Origin of the sequence: Streptomyces sp. 8K308 (genome assembly GCF_004348315.1) — a bacterium.
Lineage (GTDB): Bacteria > Actinomycetota > Actinomycetes > Streptomycetales > Streptomycetaceae > Streptomyces.
Window position 1 is genome coordinate 1 of sequence record NZ_SMKC01000047.1, and the last position, 24,421, is coordinate 24,421.

Here is a 24,421-nt window from a genome sequence, read left to right on the forward strand (position 1 = left end):
GACCACCACCGAGCCGACGGTCGAGCCCACCGAGGACCCGACGGTCGAGCCCACGACCGCCGACCCCACCACGCCCGACGAGCCGGAGAGCCCCGACGGCGGCGACGACGGCTTCTGGATGGCGCAGCTGTTCTCCGAGCCGGTCGAGAGCGGCCCCGAGGTCCGCGACGAGCGGCTGGCCGCCGTCCGCGCCGAGGGCGTGCCCGAGGCCGAGGTGGTGCTGAGCGACGAGTTCGCCTCGCTCAACCCGGGCTACTGGGTGATCTACGCGCCCGGCCCCTTCGCCGACGGCCGCGAGGCCCTCGCGTTCTGCGCCGACCGCGGCCGCACCACCGCCAACCAGTGCATCGGGCGCTATCTCAGCACGAACCCGGACGACAAGGTCTACGTCTGTCAGCCCGGCGACGGCGGGCCCAGCGGACGGTGTGAACGGGAGTGAGAGGGACCGCCCCGGCGGACGCTCATCGGTCCAGGTCGCGCAGGAAGGCCTCAGCCACCCGCCACGTGCGCTCGGCGGCCTCCGCGTCGTGGTCGGGCAGCCCCCGGTGCGTGTAGAGGTGGCCCGCGCCCCGGTATCTGAAGACCTCCACGTCGGCCCCCGCCGCGCGCATCTTCAGGTACCAGACGGTCAGCCAGTCGTGCGGCTCGAACGCGTCCGGGTCGGCGACGTGCAGCTGCACCGGGAGTCCGTCGACGACGTCGTCGTCCTGGACCTCGCCGGTGCCGTGCAACAACAGCAGGCCACGGGCCTTCTCGTCGCCGAGCGCGATGGTCTGCGCCAGCCAGGCGCCGAGCGAGAAGCCCGCGTAGACCAGGCCGGCCTCAGAGTGCGGGGCCGCGGCGGCGATGGCCCGCCGCAGGATCTCGTCCTGGCCGATCTCGTCCTTGAGCTCCGTGCCGGCCTCGACCGATTCCGGCACGCGCCCGTCGAACAGGTCCGGCGTGAACACCCGATGCCCCGCGGCCCGCAGCCGCTCGGCGGCCTCCTCGACGGCGGGGTGTAGCCCGACGACGGAATGAAAAAGCATGATATCGGTCACGGTCCGAATTTCCCTCGGGTGATAGCTATGGGTCCGGGCAGGCGTAATCCTGCCAGGCGGGTTCGACGGGACCCGCCACACGAAGCGGCGAAGAGGAGCTGAGAGCGCCGATGCACGACGTGTTGCGGCCACTGCTCGCGATCGGCGGCACCATCACACTCACCGTGGTCATGGGCTGGCTGATCGACCGGGCGTTGCGCGCGGCCGACGCGCGGCACCCCGACACGCGTCTGTGGGGGCTGCTGCGCCGCTGCCAGCTGCCGCTCCAGGTGCTGCTGGCAGCGGTGGGCACCCAGGTCGCCTACGACATGTTCGACCTGGAGCTGCGGCGGAACGACGTGATGCGCAGCCTGCTGGCCCTGGTGGCCATCGCGTCCGCCGCCTGGTTGACCATCAGGGCGGCCGGCGCGGTCGCCGAGAACTACCTGGTCCGCTACGAGGCGCGCACCCACGACCTGGCCAGGGTGCGGCAGTTCAGAACCCAGCTGACGATGCTGCGCCGGGTGATCACCTCGGTGCTCGCGGTGGTGGCCGCCGCCGTCACCATCCTGGTGCTCTTCCCCGACCTGCGGGCGCTGGGCACCTCGATGCTGGCGTCGGCCGGCGTGATCGGCATCATCGCCGGTGTGGCGGCGCAGTCGATGCTCAGCAACCTCTTCGCCGGCCTCCAGATAGCCTTCGGCGACTCGGTGAAGATCGGCGACACCGTGGTGGTGGACGGCGAGTGGGGCACGGTCGAGGAGATGTCGCTGGCGTTCCTCACCGTCCGGATATGGGACGACCGGCGGCTGACCATGCCGGTGTCGTACTTCAACAGCCGCCCGTACGAGAACTGGTCGCGGGGCGGCAACGAGATCACCGGCACGGTCTTCCTCTACCTGGACCACACCACGCCGGTGTCCGAACTCCGCAAGCGCCTCGGGGAGTTCCTGGAGGGCCGCGCCGACTGGGACGGCCGGCACTGGGACCTGGTGGTCACCGACACCACCGCGAGCACCATCGAGGTCAGGGCGGCGATATCAGCGGCCGACGCGAGCGACGCCTGGTCGGTGCGGTGCGCGGTCCGCGAGGAGTTGGTCGCCTGGCTGCGCGACAACCACCCCTACGCGCTCCCCCGGATCAACACGAGCCCGGCGGCGCCGCGCCCCGACGACCTCTGAGCCCTCGCCCGGCCCGGTCCGAGCTAGGTGCCGTGTGCGGCAGGCTTCGCTGGTCGAGCTCGCGCAGCACCCGGTCCACCACCTCGGCGTCGGCGCCCGGCTCGCGGCGCGCCTCGAGCACCTCGTGGCGGGCCGCGGACAGCAGCTCGCCGTGGAGGCTGTGCAGCTGCCGCAGCCGGTGGACCCGGGCCCGCACGGTCTCCCGGCGCTCCTCCTGGGCCACCCGCGGGGAGATCCGGGCGCCGATGTCGTACGCCCGCTTGGAGAGCGCGTCGATCAGCTCCTCGGGGACGTCGGACCGCGACTCGATCTCGCGCAGCCGCCGCTTCGCCGCCTTGGCGGCACGCACGGCCAGCTCGTGCTCAAGGCGCTCCTCGGCCGAGGTGTCGGCCTCCACGCCGAGCCGGCGGGCCAGCCAGGGCAGCGTGAGCGCCTGGATCAGCAGGGTGCCGATGACCGCCGCGAAGGCGACGAAGACGATGGCGTCCCGCTCGGGGAAGTCGCCGCCGCCGTCCACCTCGAAGGGGAGGGCGAGCACCAGCGCCACGGTCACCACCCCGCGGATCCCGGCCCACCAGATGATCATCGTCTCCCGCCAGGTGAGCGGGATCTCCTCGACGTAGTCGGGCCGGTGCAGCCGCTTCGCCACCGATCGGCCTGACGTTGGCGAGGAACTGGCGCCACGAGGTGCGCTGGGCCGCCGCGTAAAGCAGCGGCGGCAGCACGAGCGGCAGGATCAGCTCGGGCGGGAACCCCACCGCCGGCACGAACGGAAGGATGGCGAGGACCCCGCCGAGCAGCGTCATCAGCACCGGCGGCGGCACCGCCCACCGGTCGCCGAGCGGAACGGTCAGCACGGCGCCGAGTCCCAGCACGAAGAGCAGGGTCAGCTGGCCCATGGCAGCCCCTCCGTCAGGCGCTCTCCGCCCGCAGCGCCTCCACCGCGAACCGCAGGTCTTCGGGGTAGTCGCTGGTGAACTCGACCCAGCGCCCGTCCGCGGGGTGGGTGAAGCCGAGCCGCACCGCGTGCAGCCACTGCCGGCTCAGCTTGAGCCGGCGGGCGAACGTCGGGTCGGCGCCATAGGTGAGGTCGCCGGCGCAGGGGTGGCGGTGCGCCGCCATGTGCACCCGGATCTGGTGGGTGCGGCCGGTCTCCAGCTTGATGTCGAGCAGGCTGGCGGCGCGGAAGGCCTCGATCAGGTCGTAGTGGGTGACGGCCGGCTTGCCGTCGGCAGTGACGGCCCACTTGTAGTCGTGCTGCGGGTGCCGGCCGATGGGTGCGTCGATGGTGCCGCTGAGCGGGTCGGGGTGGCCCTGGACCAGCGCGTGGTAGCGCTTGTCCACGGACCGGTCCCTGAACTGCTGCTTGAGCCGCGAGTAGGCGCGCTCCGACTTGGCGACCGCCATCAGGCCCGAGGTGCCGACGTCGAGCCGGTGCACGATGCCCTGTCGCTCGGCGGCGCCGGAGGTGGCGACGCGATAGCCGGCGGCGGCCAGGCCGCCGATGACGGTGGGGCCGCTCCAGCCGGGGCTCGGGTGGGCGGCGACGCCGACCGGCTTGTCGACGACCACGAGGTCCTCGTCGTCGTGCACGATCACCATGCCCTCGACCGGCTCGGCCACCACCCGGATCGGGGCGGGCGGCGGGGGCATCTCGACCTCGATCCACGAGCCGCCGGTCACCCGCTCCGACTTGCCGACCTCGGCGCCGTCCAGTCTGACCTTGCCGGCGGCGGCGAGCTCGGCCGCCTTGGTCCTGGAGAAGCCCAGCATGCGGGCGAGGGCGGCGTCGACGCGCTCGCCCTCCAGGCCCTCCGGTACGGGCAGTGCGCGGATCTCGGGGGTCGTCTCGGGGTGTCCGGGAAGCGTGCTCACCTGATCGAGTATGCCGGACGGGCCGTCAGTCCCGATGCACGGAGCCGTCCGGATCGAGGCCCCGGAAGGAGAGCAGCACGATCAGGAAGCCGCCGCAGACGATCGCGGAGTCGGCCAGGTTGAACACCGCGAAGTTCTGCGGCGCGATGAAGTCGACGACGTGCCCCTGGAGCGCCCCGGGCGACCGGAAGATCCGGTCGGTGAGGTTGCCGAGCGCGCCGCCGAGCAGCAGCCCGAGCGCGATGGCCCACGGCGTGCTGTACAGCCGGCGGGCGAGCCGGATGATCACCACGATGACGGCGGCCGCGATGCACGTGAAGACGATGGTGAAGGCGGAGCCGATGCCGAAGGCCGCGCCGGCGTTGCGGACGGCCTCGAAGCGGAGCCACTCGCCGATGACCTCGATGGTCCTGGGCGGCGTCGGGTTCTCCAGATACTCGACCGCGAGGATCTTGGTGATCAGGTCGAGGGCGTAGGCGAAGGCGGCCACGCAGGCGACCACGCCGATCCGCCGCCGGCCTCGGTCCGCCGGGGACTCCTCGCCCTCCTCGGCCGACTCGACCTCATCCACGACCGATTCGCCCGATTTGTCCGACTCCTCGGCCGTGGGACGCTCGTCCGGTGTCTCGATGATCCGCTCCGCCTCGCTCACGGGAATGAGGGTACGACACTCCAGTGCGACAAACGTCAGCCTGAGCCGATCCGCTAGAACCTGCGCTCCTGCTTCTGCTTGCAGTCCACGCAGAGCGTGGCCCTGGGGAACGCCTGCATCCTGGCCTTGCCGATCGGCCGGCCGCAGTTCTCGCAGAGGCCGTAGGTCCCGGCGTCGATGCGCTGCAGCGCCCGCTCCGTCTGGTAGAGCATCTCGCGCGCGTTGGTGGCCAGGGCCATCTCGTGCTCACGGGTGACGTTCTTGGTTCCGGTGTCCGCCTGGTCGTCGCCGGCGCCGTCGCCCGAGTCCCGCATCAGTCCGGTCAGCGCGGCCTCGGCGGCGGCGATCTCGGCGCGCAGCCGATCGGCGTCGGCGGCGAGCTCACCACGGGCCTCGGCCACCTCCTCGGGGGTCCAGGGGTCCTCGCCGCTGCGCACCGCGAGGTCGCCGGGCGCGGCGGCGGAGACGCGGGCCTGGGGCACCGCCGCGCCCACGTCCACCGGGTCCACCGCGACGTCCTGCGTGGTGCTCTTCTTCGCTGCCACCTTCTTGGCTCCCGTCTTCCCTGCCGTCGTGCGCTTGGTGGTCGTGGTGCGCTTGCCGCTGCCGGTGGTGCCCGTGGTGCGCTCGCCACCGGTGGCCGGCTTGGCCCCGGCGACCTTCTTCGCCGCGCGCTTGCCGCCCGTGGCCTTCTTGGCGGTCCCCGCCCGCCCCTCGTCGTACTGCTCCGCGGTCGCCTGCTGTGTGGTCTTCTTCGCTGCCACCATGGCGGCGGCCCCTTCACATAGTGTGATCTTGCTCGCGAATCGTGACCGGAACGATAAATCGACTCCCCGCGCGCGGCAACCAGGGCGCGCCGGTCTCCAAGCGTTGTGCCCCGCCCGGCCCCGGGATAACCGGTCGTCGTGCCCCGGCCGCGCCCCGTACACTGGCCCGAGCGACAGGCGTTGAAGGGGACGAGTAGCGTCGGCCGGCAGCCGTGAGCGACCTGGGGACGGTGTGAGCCCAGGGGCGTGCGCGGCGTGAAGATCACCCCCGAGCCGTCGGAAGAAAGCCCCCCGGTCCCGGCCGGGCACGGCGAGTAGACCCGGCAGTCGCGGCCCAATGAGGGGGTCGAGGTCGCCGCTGGCGGGCCCGGCCAAGGAGGGTGGTACCGCGGGAGCAGGCGCTCTCGTCCCTCCGACGGAGAACGCAGAGTGTGTGTCCGCCGGAGGACCGATGACGCAGTACCGCCACGTACCGGCCCAGGTCGACCTGCCCGCGCTCGAGCACGAGGTGCTCGAGCTGTGGCAGCGCGACCAGACCTTCGCCCGCAGCCTCGACCAGTCCAAGGGCCGCCCCGAGTGGGTGTTCTACGAGGGCCCGCCCACGGCCAACGGCATGCCGGGCGCCCACCACATCGAGGCCCGCGTCTTCAAGGACGTGTTCCCCCGCTTCCGCACCATGCGCGGCTACCACGTCACCCGCAAGGCCGGCTGGGACTGCCACGGCCTGCCCGTCGAGCTGGCCGTCGAGAAGGAGCTCGGCTTCAGCGGCAAGCCGGACATCGAGGCGTACGGCATCGCGGAGTTCAACGCCAGGTGCCGCGAGTCCGTCACCCGGCACACCGACGCCTTCGCCGAGCTGACCCGTCGCATGGGGTACTGGGTCGACCTGGACGAGGCCTACCGCACCATGGACCCCGAGTACATCGAGTCCGTGTGGTGGTCGCTCAAGCAGATCTTCGATAAGGGCCTGCTCGGCCAGGACCACCGCGTCGCCCCCTGGTGCCCGCGGTGCGAGACCGGCCTCTCCGACCACGAGCTGGCGCAGGGCTACGAGACGGTCGTCGACCCCTCGGTCTACGTCCGGATGCCGCTGCGCTCCGGGCCGCTGGCCGGTGAGGCCGCGCTGGTGGTGTGGACCACCACCCCCTGGACCCTGGTCTCCAACACGGCGGTCGCCGTCAACCCCGACGTCACCTACGCCGTCGCCACCGACGGCACGGACCGCCTCGTCGTCGCCGAGGCCCTGCTCGACAGGGCGCTCGGCGAGGGCTGGTCGGCCACCGGGCAGACCTTCACCGGCCGCGAGATGGAGCGCTGGGCCTACCAGCGCCCCTTCGACCTCGTCGACTTCGGCGGCGCCGAGGCCCACTTCGTGGTGCTCGCCGACTACGTCACCACCGAGGACGGCACGGGCCTGGTCCACCAGGCCCCGGCCTTCGGCGAGGACGACCTGCTGACCTGCCGCGGCTACGGGCTGCCGATGGTCAACCCGATCCGCATGGACGGTACGTTCGAGGAGGGCCTGCCGCTGGTCGGCGGCCAGTTCTTCAAGAAGGCCGACGAGGCGCTGGTGGCCGACCTGGCCGACCGCGGCCTGCTGCTGCGGCACCTCGCCTACGAGCACAGCTACCCGCACTGCTGGCGCTGCCACACCCCGCTGCTCTACTACGCACAGCCCTCCTGGTACATCCGCACCACCCGGGTCAAGGAGGCCCTGCTCAGGGAGAACGCGGCGACCAACTGGTTCCCCGATTCCGTCAAGCACGGCCGGTACGGTGAGTGGCTCAACAACAACGTGGACTGGGCGCTCTCCCGCAACCGCTACTGGGGCACCCCGCTGCCCATCTGGCGCTGCGCCGAGGACCACCTGACCTGCGTCGGCTCGCTGGCCGAGCTGAGCGAGCTGACCGGCGCCGACCAGTCGGGCCTCGACCCGCACCGGCCGTTCATCGACGAGGTCGTCTTCGGCTGCCCGGCCGAGGGCTGCTCGCTGACCGCGACCCGCGTCCCCGAGGTCATCGACGCCTGGTACGACTCGGGCTCCATGCCCTTCGCGCAGTGGGGCTACCCGCACCGCAACCGCGAGGAGTTCGAGCGCCACTACCCAGCCCAGTACATCTGCGAGGCCATCGACCAGACCCGCGGCTGGTTCTACACGCTGATGGCCGTCGGCACCCTGGTCTTCGACCGCTCCTCCTACGAGAACGTGGTCTGCCTCGGCCACATCCTCGCCGAGGACGGCCGCAAGATGTCCAAGCACCTGGGCAACATCCTGGAGCCCATCCCGCTGATGGAGCGGCACGGCGCGGACGCGGTCCGCTGGTTCATGGCGGCCAGCGGCTCCCCCTGGGCCGCCCGCCGGGTCGGGCACGGCACCATCCAGGAGGTGGTCCGCAAGACCCTGCTGACCTACTGGAACACCGTGGCCTTCCAGGCCCTCTACGCCCGCACCGGCGGCTGGGCCCCCAGCGAGTCCGACCCGGCGCCCGCCGACCGGCCGCTGCTCGACCGCTGGCTGCTCAGCGAGCTCAACGCGCTGGTCGAGGCCGTCACCAAGGCCCTGGAGAACTACGACACCCAGCGCACGGGCAAGCTCATCTCGACCTTCGTCGACGACCTGTCCAACTGGTACGTGCGGCGCTCGCGCCGCCGCTTCTGGCAGGCCGACCCGGCCGCGCTGCGCACCCTGCACGAGGTGCTGGAGACCGTCACCCGGCTGATGGCCCCGCTGGTGCCGTTCATCACCGAGCGGGTCTGGCAGGACCTGGTGGTGCCGGTGACCCCGGGCGCCGCCGACTCGGTGCACCTGACCGACTGGCCGGTGGCCGACCCGACGCTGGTCGACCCCGACCTGTCCAGGGACATGCTGCTGGTGCGGCGCCTCGTCGAGCTCGGCCGGGCCACCCGCGCCGAGTCCGGCGTGAAGACCCGCCAGCCGCTCTCCCGGGCGCTGGTCGCCGCGCAGGGCTTCGAACTGCTCGACGAGGACCTGCGCGAGCAGATCGCCGACGAGCTCAACGTGGCGGGCCTCGCCGCGCTCTCCGACATGGGCGGCTCCCTCGTCGACACCTCGGCCAAGGCCAACTTCCGGGCGCTCGGCCGCCGCTTCGGCAAGGGCACCCAGCCGGTGGCGAAGGCCATCGCCCAGGCCGACGCCGCCGAGCTCTCGGCCGCGCTGCGCGCCGGCACCGCCTTCGTCGAGGTCGAGGGCGAGCGGGTGCCGCTCAGCCCCGAGGAGGTCATCATCACCGAAACGCCCCGCGAGGGCTGGTCGGTGGCCTCGGACGCCGGCGCCACGGTCGCCCTCGACCTGGAGATCACCCCCGAGCTGCGCCGGGCGGGCCTGGCGCGGGACGTGATCCGGCTGATCCAGGAGGCCAGGAAGAACAGCGGTCTCGACGTGGTGGACCGGATCGCGGTGCGCTGGACGACCGAGGACCCGGAGCTCACCCGGGCGTTGGCCGACCACCAGGCGCTGATCAGCAGCGAGGTGCTGGCCACGGACTTCGCCGAGGGCACGGGCGACGAGGGCTACGGCGCCCCGTTCGGCGACGAGGCCCTGGGCGGCTCGTTCCGGCTCAGGAAGAACTGAGGCACGAAGAACCGGCACGACGCGCAGAAAGGGGCGGGGCCCGGATCCTGGATCCGGGCCCCGCCCCTGTTCGAGCGCCCTGTGCGCCCGGCGTGCGTCAGTTGTCGTCCTCGTCGATGAGGAAGCCGCGCATCGGGGACGGCGCCTGCTGCATCGGCTGCGGACCCTGCGGCCTGACCGGCGCCATCGGCTGGGTCATGGCCGGCGACATCTGCTGCTGCCCGCCGTAGGAACCGGGGCCACTCGGACCCACGTGCCCCGGGTGACCGGCGTGCGGCGCGAGACCGGACATCGGCTGGCCACCGCCCATGGACTGTTGACCGCCCATCGGCCCCGGGCCCGCCGGCGCACCGGCCGAGGCCAGCGACGGGGACGGCGAGGGCGGCAGGGAGGGCGCGGACGGCGACGGCGTGCGCGGCGGGGCGAGCGAGTCGTCGGACTGGCTCTCCAACTGGCGCAGCTGGCTCTCCAGGTAGGACTTCAGCCGGGTGCGGTACTCGCGCTCGAAGCCACGCAGGTCCTCGACCTTACGCTCCAGGGTGGCGCGCGCCGACTCGAGCGAGCCCATCGCGACGCGGTGCTTCTCCTGGGCGTCCCGCTCGAGCGCGTCCGCCTTGGCGCGGGCGTCCCGCTCCAGACCCTCGGCGCGGCTGCGCGCCTCACCGACGATCTTGTTGGCCTCGGAACGCGCCTCGGCGATGGCCTGGTCGGCCGTCTGCTGCGCGAGCGAAAGCACGCGGGCGGCACTCTCGTTGCCACCGGGCTGTTGCATCTGCGGCGGACCGCCGAGGCCCGGGTTGCCCATGCCGGGACCACCCATGCCGGGGCCCATCGGACCGCCCTGACCCATACCCTGGCCCATGGGCCCACCCTGACCCATCGGGACCGGACCGCCGGGGCCCATCGGACCGCCCTGACCCATCTGACCGGGGCCACCAGGACCCATCGGACCGCCCTGACCCATCTGACCGGGACCACCAGGACCCAACGGGCCACCCTGGCCCATCTGCCCGGGGCCACCAGGACCCATCGGGCCACCCTGGCCCATCTGCCCGGGGCCACCAGGACCACCGGGGCCACCAGGGCCCCCGGGACCCGCGGGCAGCTGCGGAGGGCCGCCCATCTGCTGGGTCTGCGGGCCGCCCTGCGGTCCCGATATGGCGGGCATGGGCCCGCCCGGCCGATCCTGCGGCTCGGGTTTACGCATGTTCTGCTGGTTCTGGGCCGCCGCCCGGGTGGCCGCGGCCAGCTTGGCGCGAAGGTCCTCGTTCTCCCTCAGCAGCCTGGTCAGCTCTGCCTCGACCTCGTCGAGGAAGGCATCGACCTCGTCCTCGTCGTAGCCTTCTCGCAGACGGACGGTTGTGAACTGCTTGTTCCGCACGTCCTCGGGGGTCAACGGCATCTCTTCACCTCAACGTGATTCGTCGGCATATCGGCAAGACCGTACTCGTTCACAGCCCGCCCACGACGCTGATCAGGATGTAGACGATGATCATGAGTACGAAGAAGGACAGATCAAGCGCCACCCCGCCGAACCTCAGGGGAGGGATGACCTTCCGTAGCGCCTTCAGCGGCGGATCGGTGACAGTGTAGGTGGCCTCCAGGGCGACCACCATCGCCTTGCCGGGGTGCCAGGAGCGCGCGAACATGAAGACGTAGTCCATCACCAAACGGAAGAGCAGCAGGCCGAGCAAGCAGTACAAGGCAATCAGGATCACCTGTTGAACGATGCCCATCCTGCCTGTCCCTCTCCCCTGTTCTCATGCCCCGGCCCCTCGGCCGGAACTCTTGCTTCCGGTACTGCTGTCGTCAGCTCTGGTTGAAGAACCCGCCCTCCGCGATGCGGGCCTTGTCCTCCGCCGTTACGTCGACGTTAGCAGGCGACAGCAGGAACACCTTCTGCGTCACCCGCTCGATGCTGCCATGCAGACCGAAGACGAGACCAGCCGCAAAGTCGACAAGTCGCTTTGCGTCCGTGTCATCCATCTCGGTCAGATTCATGATCACCGGGGTCCCCTCGCGGAAGTGTTCCCCGATAGTACGGGCCTCGTTGTACGTCCTGGGGTGGAGCGTGGTGATCCGGTACGGCTCCCGCTCTGACACGACCTTGGGCATGATCACCGGTGCGCTCTTCTCCACGTTCTGTCGTTCTGATGTGATGGAAGACACGGGAGCGATCCTCCCGGGTCGTCTGCTTTCCGCCAGAATCGGAGCGGGTGTTGGCTCCATCTCGCGCTGGGCCGGCGGGTGGACCACCCGCACCGGCTCCTCGGCCCGCTCCCTGCGCGGCGGTTCGTGCGTCTCCTGACGCCGCGGCCGCTCCGGCTCGGGCTCGGGCTCGAACTCGTCATCGGGGCCGTACCCCGGGCGGTCATAGCCGTCGTCCTCCACGAGGCCGAGGTAGACCGCCATCTTGCGCATCGCGCCAGCCATCGACTGCGTCCTCCGCTCTGTGGTGGATCGGCTCCGAACCTCCGGGGCCGTGCATCCACGTAACCTGCCCGAATACTCCGGGAATGACCATATTTTCGGCTGTGGTCCTCTGTTGGGCGACGTTACCCGAGGGCGGGGCGGACTCCGAGTACCGCGCTCCCTACACGCACGTGTGTCGCCCCGGCGACGATCGCCTCCTCCAGGTCTGCGCTCATTCCCGCCGAGACCATGTTCGCAGCAGGATCGACCCCACGCAGGTCCCTCGCGATTTCCATCAGCCGCTCGAACGCGGCGCCCGGCGACCCCGCGTACGCGCCGGCGAGCGGCGCGACCGTCATCAGCCCCGCCGGGCGCAGCCCGGGCGCGGCCGACAGCGCGGCCGCCAACTCCTGGACCTCGTCGGGGGCGACGCCGCCACGGCCGGCGCCCTGGCCGGATTCCTTCTCCAGAGCGACCTGGATCAAACAGCTGAGCGGGGCGCGCTCCCGTTGTGCGACGGCGCGCGAGAGCGCGTCCACCAGCCGCACGCGATCCACCGAATGCACGAAATCCGCGTAACCAGCCACGGAACGCGCCTTGTTCGTTTGCAACTGCCCCACGAAGTGCCAGGTGAGGGGAAGATCGGCGAGGGCCGCCGCCTTGGCGGCGGCCTCCTGGTCCTTGTTCTCGGCGAAGTCCCGGACGCCGAGCCCGGCCAGCAGTCTGACGTCCTCCGCCGGATAGGTCTTGGTCACGACGATCAGGGTCACGTCGTCCCGGTCGCGCCCCGCCGCGCCACAGGCGCGGGCGATGCGCTCCTCCACCCGGGCGAGACCGGTGGCCAACTCGATCTCGCGCGCCGGGCGCACGCGCGGCGCACCGGGGGACGCGGTCGCCTCGCCCGGTTCGCGCTCCCCGCTCACGGGGCGATCCACACGTAGCTGGCCTGCCGGCCGGTGGACCGCTCGCGGCGGTAGGAGTAGTGGTCGGCTGACTCCCGGGTGCAGACCGGCGAGAGCTCGACGTCCACGACGCCGAGATCGGCGAGCTGCCGCCGCACCCCCGCCGGGATGTCGATCGACGGGGTGCCCTCGCGGGTGGTGGCCCCGCTGCCCGGCACCGCAAGCTCGGCGGCCTCCCGCATCTCGGCCGGCACCTCGTAGCACAGGCCGCAGACCGTGGGCCCGGTCCTGGCGACGATCCGCTCCGGGCGCGCCCCGAGCCGGCGCATCTCCTCGACGGTCGCCGGCACCACACCGGCCAGCAGTCCGGGCCGACCTGCGTGCGCCGCGCCCGCGATCCCGGCCTCCGGGTCGGCGAGCAGCACCGGCGTGCAGTCGGCGGTCAGCACCGCGAGCGCGAGCCCCCGGCGCGCGGTGACCACGCCGTCCGCCTCGGGCGGCTCGCCGGCCGGCCACGGTTCGTCGGCCAGCGCCACGGTGCGGCCGTGCACCTGTCGCATCCAGCGCACCTCGGCCGGGTCGAGGCCGAGTTCCTTGGCCGCGAGCTCCCGGTTGGCCAGAACGGCGGCGGGGTCGTCGCCGACCGCGCCGCCGAGGTTGAGCGTGTCATACGGAACGGCGCTCACCCCGCCCCACCGGTCGGTGAAGGCGAAGTGGGCGCCGCTGTCCGTCGTCTGTCGGTCTATCACGGGTCCATCACGTCGGGCTCACACGGCGGTTCCCACGAACCGCCGTCGACACTTTCGGTCACTTCAGGAAGTCGGGAACGTCGAGTTCCTCGACCTGGCCGCCATCGTACGGGCGGGCCGAGGGTACCTGCGGAGCGCTCTTCGGCGCCTCCCGTACCGGCTCCGGCGCGGGCTCGACGCCGCCGACCGGCGAGGAGTCCCGGTCGCCGAGCGGCCCCTGGTCGCGGGACGGCAGGGTGCCGAGGCCGCCGAACGGCAGCCGCTCCGGCTCGGGCTCGGGCGCGGAACGCTCCTGGCCGAGAGAGGAGGAGCCGGTGTCCTCCTTGGAGCCGTACGAGCCGAGCACCCGGTCCCTGCTGCGGGCGGGCGGCTGGCCGCCGTCGAAGCCGGCGGCGATCACGGTGACCCGAACCTCGTCGCCGAGGGCGTCGTCGATGACCGCGCCGAAGATGATGTTGGCCTCCGGGTGCGCCGCCTCGCTCACCAGCTGGGCGGCCTCGTTGATCTCGAACAGGCCGAGGTCGGAGCCGCCGGAGATGGAGAGGAGCACGCCGCGGGCACCGTCGATGGAGGCCTCGAGCAGCGGGGAGGAGATGGCCATCTCGGCGGCGGCCACCGCGCGGTCGTCGCCGCGGGCCGAGCCGATGCCCATCAGGGCGGAACCGGCCTCCGACATCACGGACTTGACGTCGGCGAAGTCGAGGTTGATCAGACCGGGGGTGGTGATGAGGTCGGTGATGCCCTGGACGCCGGAGAGGAGCACCTGGTCCGCGGACTTGAAGGCGTCGAGGACGCTGACCTGGCGGTCCGAGATGGACAGCAGCCGGTCGTTGGGGATGACGATCAGGGTGTCGACCTCGTCGCGCAGGCTGGCGATACCGTCCTCAGCCTGGTTCGCCCGGCGCCGGCCCTCGAAGGTGAACGGGCGGGTGACCACGCCGATGGTCAACGCGCCGAGGGACCGGGCGATGTTCGCCACGACGGGAGCGCCGCCGGTGCCGGTGCCGCCGCCCTCGCCAGCGGTCACGAAGACCATGTCGGCCCCCTTGAGGACCTCCTCGATCTCCTCGCGGTGGTCCTCGGCAGCCTTGCGACCCACCTCTGGGTTGGCGCCCGCGCCGAGGCCGCGGGTGAGCTCCCGGCCGACATCGAGCTTGACGTCGGCGTCGCTCATCAGCAGCGCCTGCGCATCGGTGTTGATCGCGATGAACTCGACGCCCTTGAGACCGACCTCGATCATCCGGTTGATGGCGTTGACGCCACCGCCGCCGATGCCGACGACCTTGATGACTGCGAGGTAGTTCTGCGGTGCTGCCACGTCGAAGGCCTCTCGCCTCGATTTACGTGTCGCCGCTCCGCGTGAGCCGCAGTGCGCCGACTGATGCCTGTGGGACGGTGGGGATGACCGCCCCGAACCCTAACGCTTCAGTTTAGGGTTACCCGTGCTTGTCGTTCCCGGGAATCCTAGGAACGGACACTAAGTCGACAAGTGGTACGCGTTCAACGAACACGCCGAACCTCCTGTTTTTCTTTTCACCCTATGTGATCACGCTCCCGCGTCGCCAACCAGGGTGCTGCCTGCGCGGATGACCTTCGCCCCGCCCTGTTTCCGACGCTCCGTCAATCATCAGAGACCGCCGGCACGGTGGGCGCGCTGACGTCGAAGTGCCGCGCGTCGCCGGCCGCTTCCATCACCGCCGCGAGCGCTTCGGCCTTCGCCTCCGGATCCTCCGAGCTGCCCCAGAAGACGGTGCGGTCGCCGGTCAACTCCAGGGTGACGGAGTCGAAGGACGCGGCCCTGATGACGCGGAGATCCTCCCGCACCACGTCCGGCAGCGAGAGCGCCACGGCCACCGCCTCGCGGCGGATTCCGTCCTCGCCGAACCGCCGGAGGCCCGGCCCCTCGTCGAGGTCGAGTTCGAGCAGCGGCACCCCGGCGATCGGCTCGGCGACCTCGCCGAACCGGACGCCGCCCTCGTCCACCTCGATGTAGCGGTCGCCCACGGGGATCAGCACCTCGGCCTGCCGCTCGGTCACCCGCAGGCCCACGCCGTGCGGCCAGGCGCGGACCACCTCGACCGACTCCAGTCTGGGCAGCCGGTCGAGCAGCCGGTGGCGGATGGCGTCCTTGTCGAGCGAGATCATCGGGGAGTCGAGCGGGACGCCCGCCGCCTCGAGCACCTGATCCTCCGTCAGGTTCCGCGGCCCCTCGTCCCGCCAGCGGACCGAGACGTGCTCGATCCGCAGCCACGAGGAGCCGTAGAGCGCCCAGCCGCCGAAGCCGCCGAGGGCGGCCGCCAGCACCAGGAGCACGATGGTGAGGCGGCGGCCCGGCAGCCAGCGGCGACGGCGCGGCGGCCGGGGCGAGGGCGGGCCGGGGTCCGACCGCTGTCGGTCAGCCGCACGCTTGGCGGTGGTCGCCTCGGCCACGCTCTCGTCTCCCCGTTCCCGCGCCGACCGGGCTAGGCCCGGCGCGCCGCGATCGCCTCGTACACCATCCCGACCAGCAGGTCGTCGGCGTCCCTGCGGCCGAACTCGGCGGCGGCGCGCGACATGGCGAGCAGCCGACCGGGATCGGTCAGCACCGGCAGGACGTTGCCCCTGACCCACTCCGCCGTCAGCTCGGCGTCGTCGACCAGCAGGCCGCCGCCGGCCTTGACCAGCGGCTGGGCGTTGAGCCGCTGTTCGCCGTTGCCGATGGGCAGCGGCACGTAGGCGGCGGGCAGCCCGACCGCCGACAGTTCGGCGACGGTCATCGCGCCGGCGCGGCAGAGCATCATGTCGGCCGCGGCGTACGCGAGGTCCATGCGGTCCACATACGATAGCGGGATGTAGGGGGGCATTCCCGGCATCGTGTCGACCTGGGGCAGCTCGTTCTTCGGGCCGACCGCGTGCAGCACCTGCACCCCGGACCGCTGGAGCACCGGCACCACGCTGGCGATGACCTCGTTCAGCCGGCGCGCGCCCTGGGAGCCGCCGGAGACGAGCAGGGTGGGCAGGTTGGCGTCGAGCCCGAAGAAGGCGCGGGCTTCGTGCCGCGCCTGGGCCCGGTCGAGGGTGGCGATCGAGCGGCGCAGCGGGATACCGAGGTAGCGAGCGTTCCGCAGCTTGCTGTCGGGCGTGGAGACGGCGACGAAGCGCGTGTAGCGCGCGCCGATCCGGTTCGCGAGCCCCGGGCGCGCGTTGGCCTCGTGCACCACGATCGGCACCCGGAGCCGCTTGGCGGCCAGGTAGCCGGGCATGGCCACGTAGCCGCCGAAGCCGACCAGGCAGTCGGCCTTGGTGCGCTCCAGGATCTCCTCGGCCGCCTTCACGGTGCCGCGCAGCCTGCCCGGCACCGTGAACAGCTCGGGGGTCGGTTTACGCGGCAGCGGAACGGCCGGGATCAGGCCGAGTTCGTAGCCCCGCTCGGGCACCAGGCGGGTTTCCAGGCCGCGCTCCGTGCCGAGGGCCGTGATGCCCACGGTGGGATCGCGCCTGCGCAGGGCGTCCGCGAGGGCGAGCGCCGGCTCGATGTGGCCGGCGGTCCCCCCGCCGGCGACGACAACATGCACCGAATTTCACCGCTCTCTGGACGGCGCCACCGCACGGCGCCGTCTCATCGTCTTCCATCTGTGCCCGGGTTCCCGCGCGGCCAGTGCGGCCCTGGCCGCCGGCTCGCTGCGCGCGAAGGCGATCAGCAGCCCGACGGCGAACATGGTGGGCAGCAGGGCGGAGCCTCCGTAGGAGAACAGCGGAAGAGGCACCCCGGCGATGGGCAGCAGGCCCAGCACCGCGCCGATGTTGATGACGGTCTGGACCATCAGCCAGGCCGTCACCCCTCCCGCGGCATACCTCACGAAGACATCCTCCGTGCGTCCGGCCACGCGGATACCCGCATAGCCTAGAGCCGCGAAGAGACCGAGAACCGACAGCGTCCCCGCCAGACCGAGCTCCTCGCCGGTGATGGCGAAGATGAAGTCGGTGTGAGGCTCGGGGAGTTCGCCCCATTTCTCCACGCTGGCCCCGAGTCCTGAGCCGAACCAGCCGCCCGAGGCGAGGGCGTAGATCCCGTGCACGGCCTGCTGACACCGCTCCGCGTCGCCGGCGCCGAGGCAGGTGATCCGGTCCATCCGGTGCGGGCTGTTGGCGATGAACACCGCGCCCAGGACCGCCACGACGGCGAAGGCCCCGCCGAACAGCCGCACCGGCGCGCCGGACAGCCAGAGCAGCGCGAAGACGACCGCCACCAGGATGACGACCGTGCCCATGTCGCCGCCGACCATCACCAGGCCGGAGACCAGCAGGGCGCCGGGCAGCAGCGGGATCAGCAGGTGCCGCCACTGGGTGAGCAGCCGCAGCTCGCCCTTCCTGGCGAGCAGGTCGGCGCCCCACAGCACGAGGGCCAGCTTGGCGAGCTCGCTCGGCTGGAGCTGGAAGGAGCCGCCCACGGCGATCCAGTTGGTGTTGCCGTTGACCGAGACGCCGACGCCGGGCACCTGCACGAGGACCAGCAGGATCACGCTGCCGGCCAGGAACGGATAGGTGAGGGCGCGCAGCAGCCGCACCGAGATCCGTGAGGCGATCAGCATCAGCACGGCGCCGAGCGCGGCGGCGAGCAGTTGCTTGCGGAAGTAGAAGGTGGCGGGGAGGTCCCAGCGCAGCGCCTGGATCTGGGAGGCGGAGAAGACCATCACCAGGCCGAGGAGGGTGAGCAGCAGGCCGGTGCCGAAGACGACGTAGTAGGCCGTCAGGGGGCGGTCCCAGGCGCGCCGCAGCCGGTTGACGAGGCTGGTGCGGGGCGGCCTCTCGGGCCGCGTGGGCCGCGGCGCCCGGCCCTGGGCGGGCGGCCTGGTGCGGCTGCGCGGCGGCGCCGGCCGCGGCGCGGCGGCGCGACGCGGGGCCGCCGCACCGCGCGCCTGCCGCTCGGCGCGCAACGCGACGCCCTGCGCGGGCGGCGTGAGCCGCGACCGCGCCGGTGGCACCGGCCCCGGCACGCCGGCCAGAGCCGGCTCTGGCCAGGCCCGGAAGCCGAGGGCCCCGCCGGGCGCCACCAGGCGCCTCAGCGGTCCCTCGGTCAAGGCGTTGGACCACCGCCCCACCAGCCGCCGCAGCGTTCCCCGTGCGATGCCCTGCGCGGGCGGCGTGAGCCGCGACCGCGCCGGTGGCACCGGCCCCGGTACGCCGGGGAGGACATCGGTGGCAACCGACGACGACGGCCCGGCCCCCCGGAACGCAGCCGACACGGAAAGCCCACCCACGCCCGCGGCCAAACCACCGGCCCGCGCGCCCGACGCGGAGGAACCACCAACACCCACAGCCGCCGCCCGGCCAACCGTGCCGGCCGAGGGGGACGGCTCGACCGCCACGGCCGAACGCCCAACGCCCGCCGCGGTCGGCGGAACGCCGCCGCGCGGCGGCGCGGGCGACTCGGCCGCCAGGTCGAGCGCGTCGGCGGTCGTCGTGGGTGAGGGAAGGTCGTCGTGGTTCGGGACGATCGGGACCGTGTCGGCGGGTGGCCGTGCGACGGTGCCGTCCGGTGTTCCCGCGCGGGGCCCGCCGGCCGTCACGGTCGCCTGGCCGTGCCGTTCGGCGCCCGTGGCCCGGCCGGCGGCAGCCACCCGGTCGTCAGCCCTCATCCTCGGCCCCTCCTCCGGCCCCGCGCCAGCGGGCCCGTGCGCGGGCCGCCGGCTACTGCTCGCCCTGGCCGGCGGCCAGGGCGTGGACGGCGGCGGCGAAGACGTCGCCGCGTTCGTTGTAGTTGGTGAACATATCCATCGAGGCGCAGGCCGGTGCCATCAGGACGGTGTCTCCGGGACGGGCCAGCCGGGTCGCTTCGTGGACCGCCGCCGCCATCGCCCCAGTGTCCGTCCGGTCGAGGTCCACGACCGGCACATCCGGCGCGTGTCGCGCCAACGCCTCGGCGATCAGGCCGCGATCGGCGCCGATCAACACCACGCCGCGCAGCCGCCCCGCCGCGCCCGCGACGAGTTCGTCGAAGGTGGCGCCCTTGGCGAGGCCGCCGGCGATCCAGACGATCGGTTCGTAGGCCGCCAGCGAGGCCGCCGTGGCGTGCGGGTTGGTGGCCTTGGAGTCGTCGACGTACAGCACGCCGCCGACCTCGGCGACCCGCTGGACGCGGTGCGGGTCGGGCCGGAAAGCGCGCAGGCCGTCCCGGACGGCGCGCGGCTCCACGCCGTACGCGCGGGCGAGCGCCGCGGCGGCCAGCGCGTTGGCGATGTTGTGCGGGGCCGGCGGGTCGACGTCGGTGACCTCGGCCAGCTCCTGGGCCCGCTCGCGGCGGTCGGGCACGAAGGCCCGGTCGGCCAGGATGCCGTCCACCACGCCGAGTTGGGAGAGCCCGGGGGTGCCGAGCGTGAAGCCGACCGCCCGGCAGCCCTCGACCACGTCGGCCTCGCGGACCAGCGCCTCGGTAGCCGGGTCGGCCGCGTTGTAGACGCAGGCGACCTCGTTGCCCTCGTAGACGCGGCCCTTGTCGGCGGCGTAGGCGGCCATCGAGCCGTGCCAGTCCAGGTGGTCGGGGGCCAGGTTGAGCACCGCGCCGGAGTGCGGGCGCGCCGAGGGGGCCCAGTGCAGCTGGTAGCTGGACAGCTCGACCGCGAGCACGTCGTAGGGCGGGTCGGCGAGCACCGCGTCGATGATCGGGTCGCCGATGTTGCCCACGGCCGCCGCGCGGAGGCCCGCCGCCTTGAGGATGGCGGCGAGCATGCGCACCGTGGTGGTCTTGCCGTTGGTGCCGGTGACCGCGAGCCAGGGGGCCGCCCGCTCGCCCCGCAGCCGCCAGGCGATCTCCACGTCGCCCACGACCTCGACGCCGGCCGCCGCGGCAGCCGCGAACAGCGGGCTGTCGGGCCGCCAGCCCGGCGAGGTGACGACGAGCTCCGTGCCCTTGGGCAGGGTGGCGCCGTCGCCGAGCCGGGTCTCGACGCCGGCGGCGGCGAGCTCGGCCGCGGTGGCCCGCTGCCGCTCCCCTTCGCCGCCGTCGACGACCGTGACCTCGGCGCCGAGCCCGGCCAGGGCGCGGGCGGCGCTGACGCCGCTCACGCCCAGGCCGGCGACGGTGATCCTGCGGCCGTCGAAGCCCGATCGCCCGGTGATGGCGCTCACCAGCCAGCCACCCACCCGCCGTAGAAGATGCCGATACCGACGATCACGCACATCCCCTGGATGATCCAGAACCTGACCACGACCAGCACCTCGCTCCAGCCCTTGAGCTCGAAGTGGTGCTGGAGCGGCGCCATCTTGAAGACCCGGCGGCCGGTGAGTCGGAAGGAACCGACCTGGATCACCACGGACATGGTGATCAGCACGAACAGGCCGCCGAGGAGGGCGAGCAGCAGCTCGGTGCGGGAGACGATGCCCAGGCCGGCCAGCGCGCCGCCGATGGCCAGCGAACCGGTGTCGCCCATGAAGATCTTGGCCGGGGACGTGTTCCACCACAGGAAGCCGAAGAGCGCCCCCATCAGGGCGGCGGCGACCACCGCGGTGTCCAGCGGGTCGCGCACCTCGTAGCAGCTGGCCCCGGCGGTCAGGACGTTGGCGCAGGACTGGCCGTACTGCCAGACGCCGATGAAGACGTAGGCGCCGAAGACCATCACCGCGGCGCCGGTGGCCAGGCCGTCGAGGCCGTCGGTGAGGTTCACGCCGTTCGACATGGCGAGCACCATGAACAGCGCCCACAGCACGAACAGCACGGGCCCGATGGACCAGCCGAAGTCCTGGGTGAACGACAGGTGCGTGGAGGCCGGGGTCAGGTCACGGGAGTCGGCGAAGTTCAGCGAGAGGATCGCGAACACCACGCCCACGATGAACTGGCCGAGCATCTTGGCGCCGGCCCGCAGGCCCAGGCTGCGCCGCCGGACGATCTTGATGTAGTCGTCGAGGAAGCCGACCAGGCCCATCCCGGCGAACAGGAAGAGCACCAGGAGGGCCGTGATGCTGGGCTCCTCGCTGGTGATGACCTTGGTGACCGCGTAGGCGATCAGGGTGGCGAGGATGAACGCGATGCCGCCCATGGTCGGGGTGCCGCGCTTGCTGTGGTGGTCGCGCGGGCCGTCGTCGCGGATGTACTGGCCGTATCCCCTGCGGGCCAGCAGCTTGATCAGCAGCGGGGTGCCGACCAGCGTGAGGAAGAGTCCGATCGCGCCGGAGAAGAGGATCTGCCTCATCGGGCGGCGACCTCACCATCGGCGTCGCCCGCCAGCAGCGCGTCGGCGACCTGCTCCAGGCCCACCGACCTGGACGCCTTCACCAGCACCACATCTCCCGGCCGCAGCTCACCGCGCAGCAGCTCGACCGCCGCCCGAGCGTCGGACACGTGCACCGACTCCTCACCCCACGAACCCTCGTTCTTGGCGCCCATGTCCATCCAGGCCGCCTCCTGACCGCCCACGGACACGAGCTTGTTGACGTTGAGTCGGACGGCCAACCGTCCGACAGCGTCGTGCTCGGCGAACGTCTCGTCCCCGAGCTCGGCCATGGGGCCGAGCACCGCCCAGGTGCGCCCCCCGTCCGCCTTGGCGGTCTCGCCCATGGCGGCGAGTGCGCGCAGCGCCGCGCGCATGGAGTCGGGGTTCGCGTTGTAGGCGTCGTTGACGATCGTCACGCCGTCCGCTCGCTCGGTGACCTCCATCCGCCACTTCGAGAGCGGGCCCGCGGCGGCGAGTGTTTCAGCGATCGCCTCCGCGGACATGCCTACCTCATGCGCAACAGCCGCAGCGGCAAGCGCGTTCGACACATGGTGCTCACCGTACAACCGCATGGTCACGTCGGCGTACCCGGTGGGGGTGGTCAGGCGGAAGCTCGGCCTGCCCTGGGGGGTCAGGCGGATGTGCTCGGCGCGGATCGTGGCGTCCTCGGATTCGCCGAAGAACACGGTCCTGGCGCGGGTGCGCGCGGCCATGGCGCGGACCAGCGGGTCGTCGGCGTTCAGGATGGCCACGCCGCCCTCGGCGGCCGGCGGCAGCGCCTCGACCAGCTCACCCTTTGCCTGTGCGATGGCCTCGCGCCCGCCGAACTCGCCGATGTGCGCGGTGCCGACGTTGAGCACCAGGCCGACGCGGGGTGGGGTCAGCTCGGTGAGGTGGCGGATGTGTCCGATGCCTCTGGCGCCCATCTCGAGCACCAGATAGCGGGTGGTCCGCTCGGTGCGCAGCGCGGTGAGCGGCAGGCCGATCTCGTTGTTGAACGAGCCCGGCGTGAACACGGTGGGGCCGACACGCTCCAGCACCTGTGCGATCAGGTCCTTGGTACTGGTCTTGCCGGCCGAGCCGGTGAGGGCGACGACGGTGGGGTCGAGCGCGCGGACGGTGTGTCTCGCGAGCTCGCTGAGCGCGGTGACCACGTCGTCGACGACGACCGCGGGCACGCCGACCGGCCGGCTGGCGAGCACGACGGCCGCGCCCGCGGCGACGGCCGCGGCGGCGAAGTCGTGGCCATCGACGCGCTCGCCCGGGAGGGCGGCGAAGAGGGAGCCTGGCTCGACCAGCCGGGAGTCGATGACCACGGGACCGGTGATGAGGGGTGGCGACTCCGGTATGTCATGCGGTTCTCCCCGCACGACGTGGGTGAGCTCGGCAACAGAAAGGGGGATCACTGCAACGGGCCTCGCCTGGCGTTGGGGCTTGGGTGGGAGTGCGAGCAGCGGCGCTCGATGGCGGCGCGCAGCTCCGTTCGATCGTCGAAGGGCCGGATGACTCCGGCGATGTCCTGGCCGCGCTCGTGCCCCTTGCCGGCCACCAGGACGACGTCGCCCGCCTCGGCGCGGGCCACGGCGGCGGCGATGGCGGCCGCCCTGTCCTCCTCCACCAGGACGGTGCCGCGCTCGTGAGCCGGTACCTCGGCGGCGCCGGCCAGCATGGCGGCCAGGATGGCGAGCGGGTCCTCGGAGCGCGGGTTGTCCGAGGTGAGCACGGCCGTGTCGGCGAGCCTGGCGAGCGCGGCGCCCATCTTCGGCCGCTTGTGCGGGTCGCGGTCGCCGCCGCAGCCGAGCACGGCGTGCAGCCGGCCCTCGGTCACCTTGCGCAGGGCGTGCAGCACGGACTCGACGGCGTCCGGCTTGTGGGCGTAGTCGACCACGGCCAGGTAGGGCTGGCCGGCGTCCACCCGCTCCAGGCGTCCCGGCACGCCGGGCACGGTGGCGACGCCGTCGGCGGCAGTCTGGGGGTCGGCGCCGGCGACGGCGAGCGCCGTGATGGCGGCCAGGGCGTTGGCCACATTGAAGGGGCCGGGCAGCGGCGCGGCGGCGCTCACCCGCTGGCCCTCGGGGCCGATGACGGTGAAGGTGGAGCCGAGCGGGCCGACCGCGACGCCTTCGGCGCGCCAGTCGGCGTCCGGGTGGCCCTCGGCTGAGTAGGTGGTGACGGGGATCCGCGCCTCGGCGGCGAGCCGGCGGCCGTACTCGTCGTCGAGGTTGACCACTCCGACCTTGGCGCGCGCCGCCGTGAACAGCTGCGCCTTGCTCCGGAAGTAGTCCTCCATGTCCTGGTGGAAGTCGAGGTGCTCCGGGCTGAGGTTGGTGAACACGGCGACGTCGAAGACGCAGCCGTCGACCCGGCCCATCACCAGGGCGTGGCTCGACACCTCCATGGCGACCGAGCCGACGCCGCGCTCGCGCATCACGGCGAACAGGGCCTGCAGGTCGGTGGCCTCCGGGGTGGTGTGGGTCGACTTCAGGGCCTCGTCGCCGATGCGGGTCTCGACGGTGCCGATCAGGCCCGTGGTGGCGCCGTCCGCGGCCCCTCCCCTGCCGAACGCGGCGCGCAGCCCGCCCTCGATCAGGTAGGTGGTGGTGGTCTTTCCCGAGGTGCCGGTGGTGCCGATCTGGAGCAGGTCGCGGCCCGGGTCGTCGTAGACGGCGACGGCCAGGGCGCCCATCCGGGCGCGCGGCTCCGGCACGGTGAGCACCGGCAGGCCCGTGGCGGCGGCGCGCTTGGTGCCAGCCGGGTCGGTGAGCACGGCCACGGCGCCGTTGCTGGTGGCCTGGGAGACGAAGTCGGCCCCGTGGAAGCGGGCGCCGCCGAGTGCCACGTAGAGGTCCCCGGGGCGAACGGCGCGCGAGTCGTGCGTGATGCCGGTGACCACGGCGGGCGCGGCCCCGGTCCCGCCGCCGGCCGGCGCGGGTGTCTCGATGCCGAGCAGCCCGGCCAGCTCCGCCAGGGACACTGGCCTGGCGTGTGCCGGGCGCGGTGCAGCGAGAGTGTGATCAGCGAGAGGCACGGCGGTGAGCGTACCCGCCGGGGTGGGGGTCGAGCTAAACGAGGTGGACCCGTCG

General features: G+C 72.4%; 19 protein-coding genes and 2 pseudogenes. 3 read left to right on the forward strand and 18 right to left on the reverse strand.

The window, feature by feature from the left end; translation table 11 throughout:
- Nucleotides 1–439: pseudogene (locus E1265_RS10010) on the forward strand (serine/threonine protein kinase); the annotation flags it as partial.
- Between the two features lie 22 nt (nt 440–461).
- On the opposite strand, the gene E1265_RS10015 reads toward E1265_RS10010, so the two are convergent.
- On the reverse strand, nt 462–1,040 hold the full coding sequence (locus tag E1265_RS10015) for a dienelactone hydrolase family protein (protein ID WP_132929905.1): 579 nt from the start codon (nt 1,038–1,040) through the stop codon (nt 462–464).
- 110 nt (nt 1,041–1,150) lie between these two features.
- On the opposite strand from E1265_RS10015, the gene E1265_RS10020 reads away from it, so the two are divergent.
- A complete protein-coding gene (locus E1265_RS10020; protein WP_132929906.1) occupies nt 1,151–2,200 on the forward strand; it encodes a mechanosensitive ion channel domain-containing protein in 1,050 nt (349 codons plus the stop codon).
- A 40-nt stretch (nt 2,201–2,240) separates the two neighbouring features.
- Here the strand turns inward: E1265_RS10020 and E1265_RS10025 are convergent.
- From E1265_RS10025 to E1265_RS10040, 4 genes and pseudogenes are all read right to left on the reverse strand, one after another.
- Nucleotides 2,241–3,099, reverse strand: a pseudogene (locus E1265_RS10025) (cation:proton antiporter); the annotation flags it as partial.
- 13 nt (nt 3,100–3,112) lie between these two features.
- Nucleotides 3,113–4,075 carry an RluA family pseudouridine synthase gene (locus tag E1265_RS10030; protein ID WP_132929907.1) on the reverse strand — a complete coding sequence of 321 codons (963 nt, stop codon included), beginning with the start codon at nt 4,073–4,075 and terminating at the stop codon, nt 3,113–3,115.
- A 25-nt stretch (nt 4,076–4,100) separates the two neighbouring features.
- Complete coding sequence (lspA, locus tag E1265_RS10035) at nt 4,101–4,646, reverse strand: signal peptidase II (RefSeq protein ID WP_243740663.1); 546 nt, start codon at nt 4,644–4,646, stop codon at nt 4,101–4,103.
- Between the two features lie 134 nt (nt 4,647–4,780).
- A complete protein-coding gene (locus tag E1265_RS10040) occupies nt 4,781–5,494 on the reverse strand; it encodes a TraR/DksA C4-type zinc finger protein (protein WP_132929909.1) in 714 nt (237 codons plus the stop codon).
- A 451-nt stretch (nt 5,495–5,945) separates the two neighbouring features.
- Between E1265_RS10040 and ileS the strand changes: the two genes are divergently transcribed.
- On the forward strand, nt 5,946–9,086 hold the full coding sequence (ileS, locus tag E1265_RS10045) for an isoleucine--tRNA ligase (protein WP_132929910.1): 3,141 nt from the start codon (nt 5,946–5,948) through the stop codon (nt 9,084–9,086).
- A 97-nt stretch (nt 9,087–9,183) separates the two neighbouring features.
- Here the strand turns inward: ileS and E1265_RS10050 are convergent, their stop codons facing one another.
- The 13 genes from E1265_RS10050 to E1265_RS10110 form a co-directional block, all read right to left on the reverse strand.
- Nucleotides 9,184–10,488, reverse strand: coding sequence for a DivIVA domain-containing protein (locus E1265_RS10050; RefSeq protein ID WP_132929911.1), 1,305 nt, complete (start codon nt 10,486–10,488; stop codon nt 9,184–9,186).
- Nucleotides 10,489–10,537: 49 nt separating this feature from the next.
- A complete protein-coding gene (locus E1265_RS10055) occupies nt 10,538–10,822 on the reverse strand; it encodes a YggT family protein (RefSeq protein ID WP_132929912.1) in 285 nt (94 codons plus the stop codon).
- A gap of 73 nt (nt 10,823–10,895) precedes the next feature.
- The gene (gene sepF / locus E1265_RS10060) at nt 10,896–11,519 is read right to left on the reverse strand and encodes a cell division protein SepF (protein ID WP_132929913.1); all 624 of its coding nucleotides are present in this window, start codon (nt 11,517–11,519) and stop codon (nt 10,896–10,898) included.
- Nucleotides 11,520–11,641: 122 nt separating this feature from the next.
- On the reverse strand, nt 11,642–12,367 hold the full coding sequence (locus E1265_RS10065) for a YggS family pyridoxal phosphate-dependent enzyme (protein ID WP_132929927.1): 726 nt from the start codon (nt 12,365–12,367) through the stop codon (nt 11,642–11,644).
- Nucleotides 12,368–12,417: 50 nt separating this feature from the next.
- Entirely contained in the window at nt 12,418–13,149 is a 732-nt protein-coding gene (gene pgeF / locus E1265_RS10070) for a peptidoglycan editing factor PgeF (RefSeq protein ID WP_132929914.1), read from the reverse strand.
- Between the two features lie 58 nt (nt 13,150–13,207).
- The gene (gene ftsZ / locus E1265_RS10075; protein WP_132929915.1) at nt 13,208–14,467 is read right to left on the reverse strand and encodes a cell division protein FtsZ; all 1,260 of its coding nucleotides are present in this window, start codon (nt 14,465–14,467) and stop codon (nt 13,208–13,210) included.
- A gap of 302 nt (nt 14,468–14,769) precedes the next feature.
- The gene (locus tag E1265_RS10080; protein WP_132929916.1) at nt 14,770–15,579 is read right to left on the reverse strand and encodes an FtsQ-type POTRA domain-containing protein; all 810 of its coding nucleotides are present in this window, start codon (nt 15,577–15,579) and stop codon (nt 14,770–14,772) included.
- 32 nt (nt 15,580–15,611) lie between these two features.
- A complete protein-coding gene (gene murG, locus E1265_RS10085) occupies nt 15,612–16,703 on the reverse strand; it encodes an undecaprenyldiphospho-muramoylpentapeptide beta-N-acetylglucosaminyltransferase (protein WP_132929917.1) in 1,092 nt (363 codons plus the stop codon).
- Nucleotides 16,704–16,709: 6 nt separating this feature from the next.
- Complete coding sequence (ftsW, locus tag E1265_RS10090; RefSeq protein ID WP_243740664.1) at nt 16,710–18,065, reverse strand: putative lipid II flippase FtsW; 1,356 nt, start codon at nt 18,063–18,065, stop codon at nt 16,710–16,712.
- A gap of 754 nt (nt 18,066–18,819) precedes the next feature.
- Nucleotides 18,820–20,256, reverse strand: a complete 1,437-nt coding sequence (gene murD, locus E1265_RS10095; RefSeq protein ID WP_243740659.1) for a UDP-N-acetylmuramoyl-L-alanine--D-glutamate ligase — start codon at nt 20,254–20,256, stop codon at nt 18,820–18,822.
- On the reverse strand, nt 20,253–21,317 hold the full coding sequence (mraY, locus tag E1265_RS10100; RefSeq protein WP_132929919.1) for a phospho-N-acetylmuramoyl-pentapeptide-transferase: 1,065 nt from the start codon (nt 21,315–21,317) through the stop codon (nt 20,253–20,255). The genes murD and mraY overlap by 4 nt, the downstream gene beginning before the upstream one ends.
- Nucleotides 21,314–22,744, reverse strand: coding sequence for a UDP-N-acetylmuramoyl-tripeptide--D-alanyl-D-alanine ligase (gene murF / locus E1265_RS10105; RefSeq protein WP_132929920.1), 1,431 nt, complete (start codon nt 22,742–22,744; stop codon nt 21,314–21,316). The genes mraY and murF overlap by 4 nt, the downstream gene beginning before the upstream one ends.
- Complete coding sequence (locus E1265_RS10110) at nt 22,741–24,366, reverse strand: UDP-N-acetylmuramoyl-L-alanyl-D-glutamate--2,6-diaminopimelate ligase (protein ID WP_243740660.1); 1,626 nt, start codon at nt 24,364–24,366, stop codon at nt 22,741–22,743. Before E1265_RS10110 ends, murF begins: the two co-directional genes overlap by 4 nt.
- Between the last annotated feature and the right edge of the window lie 55 nt (nt 24,367–24,421).

What these genes read in the sequence shown, in the direction of transcription:
- E1265_RS10020 (WP_132929906.1), top strand. Translation starts at nt 1,151, where the DNA reads ATGCACGACGTGTTGCGGCCACTGCTCGCGATCGGCGGCACCATCACA.
- E1265_RS10040 (WP_132929909.1), bottom strand. Translation starts at nt 5,494, where the DNA reads ATGGTGGCAGCGAAGAAGACCACACAGCAGGCGACCGCGGAGCAGTAC.
- ileS (WP_132929910.1), top strand. Translation starts at nt 5,946, where the DNA reads ATGACGCAGTACCGCCACGTACCGGCCCAGGTCGACCTGCCCGCGCTC.
- E1265_RS10050 (WP_132929911.1), bottom strand. Translation starts at nt 10,488, where the DNA reads ATGCCGTTGACCCCCGAGGACGTGCGGAACAAGCAGTTCACAACCGTC.
- E1265_RS10055 (WP_132929912.1), bottom strand. Translation starts at nt 10,822, where the DNA reads ATGGGCATCGTTCAACAGGTGATCCTGATTGCCTTGTACTGCTTGCTC.
- sepF (WP_132929913.1), bottom strand. Translation starts at nt 11,519, where the DNA reads ATGGCTGGCGCGATGCGCAAGATGGCGGTCTACCTCGGCCTCGTGGAG.
- mraY (WP_132929919.1), bottom strand. Translation starts at nt 21,317, where the DNA reads ATGAGGCAGATCCTCTTCTCCGGCGCGATCGGACTCTTCCTCACGCTG.